Source organism: Collimonas sp. (assembly GCF_039923675.1).
Lineage (GTDB): Bacteria > Pseudomonadota > Gammaproteobacteria > Burkholderiales > Burkholderiaceae_D > Collimonas.
This window is the reverse complement of the sequence record NZ_JBDTCG010000050.1, coordinates 54,544-60,778: the sequence shown is the minus strand read 5'-3', so window position 1 is coordinate 60,778 and position 6,235 is coordinate 54,544. Positions and strand designations below refer to the sequence as shown.

Below are 6,235 nucleotides of genomic sequence, written 5' to 3'. Positions count from 1 at the left end.
ACGGAGTTGGACCGATATGCGGCGTTGCATGCGAAGACCTACGGCGAGCCGATTGATGCCGCGACGTTGATTCCGCACATGCTCGACGCGTTCATGGCGCGAGATCGAGGGTTTAAGCGAGCAGCGTTACCGCGTAACGCCGCTATGCAAAGAAATGAAAAAGCCGCCCCTGATTGAACAAGGACGGCTCTCAAAATTGGTGCCCGAGGCCGGAATTGAACCGGCACGACCGTAAGGTCGAGGGATTTTCTTACCACTTCGACTTTCGCCGCCAGCGTAAACGCTGTTCGTGGTCTGGAGCACGCCTTCACCATAGTCTTGCGACCGTAGGTGCCCGCCGTCTGCTCTCTACACCTTCCATCGAACCTTTCGGATCGAGGCTTGGCTCGGTGTTGGCTCGGATGCTTGCAGCATCCAGGGCTTTCGCCGAATTTGACGGGTTTCACCTCCTGGGTTTCCCCTGGAGGGCTCAAATTGCTTTAAGTCCCTTGTGTCTACCGATTTCACCACTCGGGCTAGACTGATTCGTTGCCGAACCGATGTTGCGCCTAGCTACGCTAGGCTTGTTTCAACTGTACTTCTCTACTGGTTCCTACATGACACCTAGCAGCCAGAGGGCTGTTGGTGCCATTTGCACTAAAGCCCGGGAAACCCGCGCCATTTCAAGCTTTGCGCCGACTTCCCCGATCAGAAAAAGACTTGACAAAGGAGTTTTTAAGTCTCTTGTGTCTACCGATTTCACCACTCGGGCATGTTTGCGGTTTCGAAGGAAACCTGCAAAGAAGTATCTGCAGCAACTGCCTGCGATACTGGGCAGGGCCGAATTTTAACAGGTTCTTATTGCCAAGGCCATCTTCTCGTGCGTCTTGGCTTTTTCGTCAGATGGACGGCTTAGGCTGCGAAATGCAGCTCTGCGGTAGCGACCGCTGTGATTTTTCCGTCAAAACTATCGATGTTCGGCAGTGTTGCATTTTCATGGGCTCTGATCTGTTGCCCGGTGGCGTGCGGCTTGTCATGGGTGGTGTGGGCATCGGATGCCAGTAGCACCGGATATCCTAGCGCGGCAGCGCTGCGGACGGTGGTGTCGAGGCAAAATTCCGACGCGTAGCCGCAGATCACGACTTGTCCGATATGTCGCGCAACAAGCAGTTCCTGCAGTTCTGTACCGAGGAAGGAATCGGATGTCTTCTTGCGCAGCTTGATATCGCTGTCCTTGACCTGTAATCCTGGTTGCAGCTGCCAGTTCACGGAATTGTAGGCAAGCTCATCGTCTGGCGTTTCATGCTGGATGAAAATCACCGGAGCGCCTGCGGCTCGGGCCTTGGCGGCGAGGGTGTTGATGCGTTCCACGACTGCTTCGGCTTCAAATGGCCGCGGAGTTTGCTCAAAAAGTCCATGCTGGACATCGATGACTAGAAGGGCGGATTTCATTATTGTCCTGCTGTTGATGGACGGTTCGTTCCGTCGCGTTTCCATGACACGGCGCTCGTCTCAAGGCAAGACGGACGCCGCTGCTCCCCTGATGTTCAGGTTTCCGGAAGCGCCTCGGTGATCGGCGCAGCGCCGAATCTATTCGGCTCTTTTGCTTCTTGGACCAGGAAATAGATGATGGCGATCCAGCCCAGTACAGGGATCAGCGAGATCAATTGCCACCAACCGCTACGGTCAGTATCGTGCAGGCGTCGCGCCGCCACGGCAATGGACGGCACCAGGGTGGCGAGTGAAAAAAGTCCGCTCAGTGTGTGGCTGACCATATCTGTTGCGAAGGTTGCCAGCACGATAAAAAGTACGTACCACCAATATTCGGAGCGCGAAGCTCTGCCATTGAAATCGGCGTACTTGGAAAAGCAGACTTTGATCGATTCTGTGAACGTCATTTCTATCCTCCTGAAGTTGTGCCGGCATGAGCTATACCGCGGATTGTGACCGCGGTTCGGCGCATGGATTTTGGTAAGGTTACCAGACGGTAATAATAGCAAAAGCTGCAGCGATTCCCATCAAAAAGTTGGTCCGGCGCAAATATATTTGTATTGTGACATCTCCGGCATCGTATCTGATGCCCGGCATTTCTTGTTAAAACTCCCTCCTAAATGTGATCCATATGAAGCTATACGGATATAAAAATATATCTGTATGGAAATATTTTTGTTAAAAAAGGTTAATTCTGGAAAAATGCGCGCATACTAAATTGCCGAAAGGAAACAATTGAGATTATCACTATAGATGCACGACTGAGTATGTGAACGCAACAGGCCGAGATACCGATCGCTGATCGGATTGAAGTTGAAGCACATATAGGGGAGGCGTTATGGGAAAAGAAATATCTCGCCGAGGATTGCTGTCGATTACCTCTGTTGCTGTATTGTTAATGACCTCGGGCTGTGGAGGCGGTGGAGGCGGGAGCAGCAACTCCAGCCCCGCAGCCACTCCGGTTCCAAGCGCGCCGCCACCCGCGACGACTCCCCCGCCGCCAGTCACAACGACTCCCGCACCTCCCGGCAACAGCAGTTCGGTGCCGCCGCCGGTGACGCCGCCAGTCATGCTGAATGTGCTCGACCCCAGCAATACTGCCGCCGCTCATGCACAGGGGATCACCGGGGCCGGGGTCACGGTAGGCGTAGTCGATACCGATTTCGATGTCAGCGATCCACAGTTTGCCGGGCGTATCAGCAAGACCGTCTATAGCACCACCGGCGCCGACGGCAATATGCACGGCACTGAAGTGGTGGAAGCATTGGCTGGCAATACCTTGGGCGTGGCCACGGGCGTGCAGATACAGGCGGCGGCCGCGGGCACCAGCGGTGACAATGTGTTACTCAACAGCCAGATGTACCAGGATATGTTCGCCAAAGGCGTGCGGATCTTCAATCAATCCAACGGCATCAGCGCCGCCGGCGCCACGGTAGGTCAGGCGCTGGCCCTGCATGGCTTGTATCAGCCGTTTGTTGCCCAGAAAGGATTATTCATCTGGTCCACCGGCAATGATGGCGCGCCGCAGCCGAATCTGAACGCGAGCTTGCCGTCCATGTTTGCCGACCTGCAAGCCGGCTGGCTGGCGGTGACGGCGGTCAACGCCGGCGGCAGCAACGGCTATGCCAGCAGCGATACCGTGCCGGGTATGATTTCCAGCTACGCCAACCGTTGCGGCGTCGCCGCCAACTGGTGCCTGGCGGCGCCGGGGGATTTCGTATCCGGCAGCAGCGGCACACGCGTCTTCGGCACCTCGTTCGCGGCACCCGCCGTCACCGGCGCGGCGGCGCTGGTGCAGCAAGCCTATCCCTGGATGAATGCCGACCTGATCCGCCAGACCATTCTCTCCACCGCCACCGACATGCACGATACCGCCACCTATGGCTGGGGCTTGCTGAATGCCAGCAAGGCAATCAACGGTCCGGCGCTGTTCGACCAGCGGCTGGCCCTGGGTCCCAATGTCGTTGTCCAGTTCGATAACGCTGTTTCGGTGTTCAAGAACGATATCGGCGGCGATGCGGGTTTGAACAAGAGCGGCAGCGGCCAGCTCACTCTGGCCGGCAACAATACCTATCAGGGCGACAGCAATATCCTCGGCGGCAGCTTGAACATCACCGGCGCTGTCGCTGCCAATGTGAATGTCGGCGGTCTCGGCCAGCTGGCAGGCGCTGGCGGCACTGTGCACGGCAATGTCAGTAATAGCGGCCGTCTCAACAATAGCGGCGCCGGCCTTACTATTGGCGGCAATTACGTCGCCACGCCGAATGCGGTGCTGGCCAATCAACTGAATACGACCTTGATGGTAGGCGGCGCGGCAATTCTTGGCAATTCCCACCTGATCGCCACCACGCCGGTCGGCAACAGCGATCCGTCGGGTTATGTGACGCAGCAGGCGGGCGTGACCGGTAAGGTGCTCACGGCTGCAGGCGGCGTCAGCGGCCAGTTCAGCGATCTCAGCTTTGAAGCCGATGGCGTCCGCTTTACACCGGGCGTGTTCATTGCCGCCAACTTGTCGTACCAGGCTAAGGAAGTGGATTTGCACATCAGCCGCACCAACGTCGCTACCATGGCGGCGCAAACCTTCGGCAGCGACGCCACTCGCAACAATGCCGCCGTCAACCTGGAAACCGGCCTGCAAGCAGCAGACCAGATGGTTGCCAGCGGCAACACCAGCGGTGCCAATGGAGAATTTCTTGCCAGCGCCGCGGCGATACAGAAGAGCGCCAGCGTGGCGGTGGCGGGACAGGTGCTGGACAGTTTATCCGGCCAGATCCACGCCTCGGTGCAAGCCTTGACCTTTCAGCAATCGCAGGCGATCAACCGCGATCTGGCGAATCGCCTGGCGATGCTGGGCGGCCAGCCCGGCGGCCATGACGGCACCGGCCTCTGGGTCAGCGCCATCGGCGCCTCCGGCAGGCTGAGCCAGAGCGGTTATGCCACGGGCGATACGTCTTTGTGGGGTGGCCAGTTCGGGGTCGATACCCAGCTCAACGCCGGCACTATCATCGGCGCGGCGATCGCCTATTCGGACAGCAAAGCCAGCTTCGACCGGCTCGGTGGCCAATCTAAAAGCCACGATACCGGCGTTTCGCTGTATGGCAGGCATGCCTTCGGCGACTCGGGCTGGTACGCCTCGGGACGGCTTGGCGCAGCCACGGTCAACAGCACGGTGACGCGCGACGCCGTGATCGGCAATGCCACGCAGAGCCTGGGGGCAGGACATACCGATAATCTGTGGTCGGCTTATGGGGAGAGCGGCTATGTCTTGCCTTTGTCCGACAACACCCGGCTGACGCCGTATGCGGGCGTCGCCTATGACCGGCTCAAGCGCGGCGGTTTTACTGAAAGCGGCGGCGTGTTCGGCTTGACTGCAGCGAGCCAGGCGTATCAGCAAACGGCAGGACTGCTGGGTTTGCGTGGCGACACCAGCTTCCAATGGGTTGGCGGGGCCAGCGTGCTGCAAGCTTACGCCGCATGGCAGCATGCGTTCAATGACGGCAACCTGGATTTCAACGCCGCTTACGTCGGCGCGCCGGCGGCGGGTTTTACGGTGCAGGGGATAGGTTTGGCGCGCAGCACGGGCTGGCTCGGGCTGGGCTTGAATACGGCGGTGGACAAACGCTGGGGCTGGTACTTCAACTATGATGCGCAACTGGGCGGTGGCGGCTTGCGCAATAGTGTGCTGGCGCTGGGCTTGCGCTTTGCATTGGACTGACTGGATTGATGTGTGCGACGGTTGTCATCGAAGCCTGTTTTTTTAAGACCGGCGGCTCAGCAATCTGGCCGCCAACGACAACCGTCTGCCATCAATCGCAGCTTGCAATTACATTGTGCTACCGGCCGCTGTATCTTCAATTGCCGGTGTCATCGCAGGCGTTTCTGCTTCCATCGCCGGCGAGGTTTTTATGATGCGTTTCTTGCCCATGAGGCCCAGGTCCGCTCCGGTAATGCCGTATTCCTGCATCTTGGTTTTAATCTCGGTAATGACGTCAGCGATTTCAGCCTGACGCAATTCTTCTGCCTGTTTCCTCAATTGCTCGATTTGTGCTTGCAGTTCTTTGTAGGTCGTCATTTCTATTGCTCTCTATCTGCGTTTTGGACGGGCAAGTATACCGTAACCAGAGTACCGCACGAAATGCTTGCCGATAGCGCAGGGATTTCGATAGAAATCCCGCTCCCGCTTTTTTTCCTGTAAATTTTGCTTGAAGAAGTGCGTTCTTTGATACATGTTGTTGCAATCATTACCGATTTGTATCGGTCATTCGGATTGCACAATCTATATTGAATACAGGGAGACACAGTTGTGTCGCCGTAATGAGCGGCGGCATTGGAAGTTCGAGGTCTTGCTATGAAAAAATTATTGATTCTTTGGCTGGCTGTGATTGCGCTGATGTTGTCAGGCGCCTCGGGTTCGGCGTTTGCCCGTAACGGCGGCTACCATGGTGGCGGATTTCACGGCGGCGGCGGTTTTCATGGCAATGGCGGCATGCGCTATGGCGGCGGCCAGCAAGCGAACCACGGTTATCGCAGGTTCCGTGATTTCCACGGGCGCGGGGTGATCGTGATCGGCGGCCCTTTTTTCTGGGGGCCTTATTACTACGATCCTGCGCTTTATCCGGTGGGCGCAGCGTATGTCGCGCCTGATGGCAACTACAGCTATTACTGCAACGATCCTGCGGGCTACTACCCTGAAGTGCCAAGTTGTCCGAATGGCTGGCTACGCGTGGTTCCGGGTGATCCTGCCTATTAGAAACCAGCCAGAAGC

General features: G+C 57.4%; 6 protein-coding genes. 3 read left to right on the top strand and 3 right to left on the bottom strand.

Annotation, left to right across the window (positions count from 1 at the left end; genetic code table 11):
- Window positions 1-177: DUF2274 domain-containing protein (locus ABI171_RS09580; protein WP_348092337.1), on the top strand; the 177-nt coding region annotated here is incomplete at its 5' end.
- A gap of 714 nt (window positions 178-891) precedes the next feature.
- Here the strand turns inward: ABI171_RS09580 and ABI171_RS09575 are convergent.
- Together ABI171_RS09575 and ABI171_RS09570 are read right to left on the bottom strand one after the other, a co-directional pair.
- On the bottom strand, window positions 892-1,431 hold the full coding sequence (locus tag ABI171_RS09575) for a cysteine hydrolase family protein (protein ID WP_348092333.1): 540 nt from the start codon (window positions 1,429-1,431) through the stop codon (window positions 892-894).
- A 95-nt stretch (window positions 1,432-1,526) separates the two neighbouring features.
- Entirely contained in the window at window positions 1,527-1,877 is a 351-nt protein-coding gene (locus ABI171_RS09570) for a DUF805 domain-containing protein (RefSeq protein WP_348092332.1), read from the bottom strand.
- Between the two features lie 491 nt (window positions 1,878-2,368).
- Between ABI171_RS09570 and ABI171_RS09565 the strand changes: the two genes are divergently transcribed.
- Window positions 2,369-5,185 (top strand): autotransporter domain-containing protein, encoded by a 2,817-nt coding sequence (locus ABI171_RS09565; protein ID WP_348099295.1) that lies wholly within the window; start codon window positions 2,369-2,371, stop codon window positions 5,183-5,185.
- Between the two features lie 108 nt (window positions 5,186-5,293).
- On the opposite strand, the gene ABI171_RS09560 is transcribed toward ABI171_RS09565, so the two are convergent.
- Window positions 5,294-5,542, bottom strand: a complete 249-nt coding sequence (locus ABI171_RS09560) for an H-NS histone family protein (RefSeq protein ID WP_348092330.1) — start codon at window positions 5,540-5,542, stop codon at window positions 5,294-5,296.
- 276 nt (window positions 5,543-5,818) lie between these two features.
- Here ABI171_RS09560 and ABI171_RS09555 point away from each other — a divergent pair, with 276 nt between their 5' ends.
- Complete coding sequence (locus ABI171_RS09555) at window positions 5,819-6,220, top strand: hypothetical protein (protein WP_348092329.1); 402 nt, start codon at window positions 5,819-5,821, stop codon at window positions 6,218-6,220.
- Window positions 6,221-6,235 lie beyond the last annotated feature (15 nt).

Excerpts from the sequence above, each read along its gene's own strand:
- ABI171_RS09575 (WP_348092333.1), bottom strand. The coding sequence starts at position 1,431 with ATGAAATCCGCCCTTCTAGTCATCGATGTCCAGCATGGACTTTTTGAG.
- ABI171_RS09570 (WP_348092332.1), bottom strand. The coding sequence starts at position 1,877 with ATGACGTTCACAGAATCGATCAAAGTCTGCTTTTCCAAGTACGCCGAT.
- ABI171_RS09565 (WP_348099295.1), top strand. The coding sequence starts at position 2,369 with ATGACCTCGGGCTGTGGAGGCGGTGGAGGCGGGAGCAGCAACTCCAGC.
- ABI171_RS09560 (WP_348092330.1), bottom strand. The coding sequence starts at position 5,542 with ATGACGACCTACAAAGAACTGCAAGCACAAATCGAGCAATTGAGGAAA.
- ABI171_RS09555 (WP_348092329.1), top strand. The coding sequence starts at position 5,819 with ATGAAAAAATTATTGATTCTTTGGCTGGCTGTGATTGCGCTGATGTTG.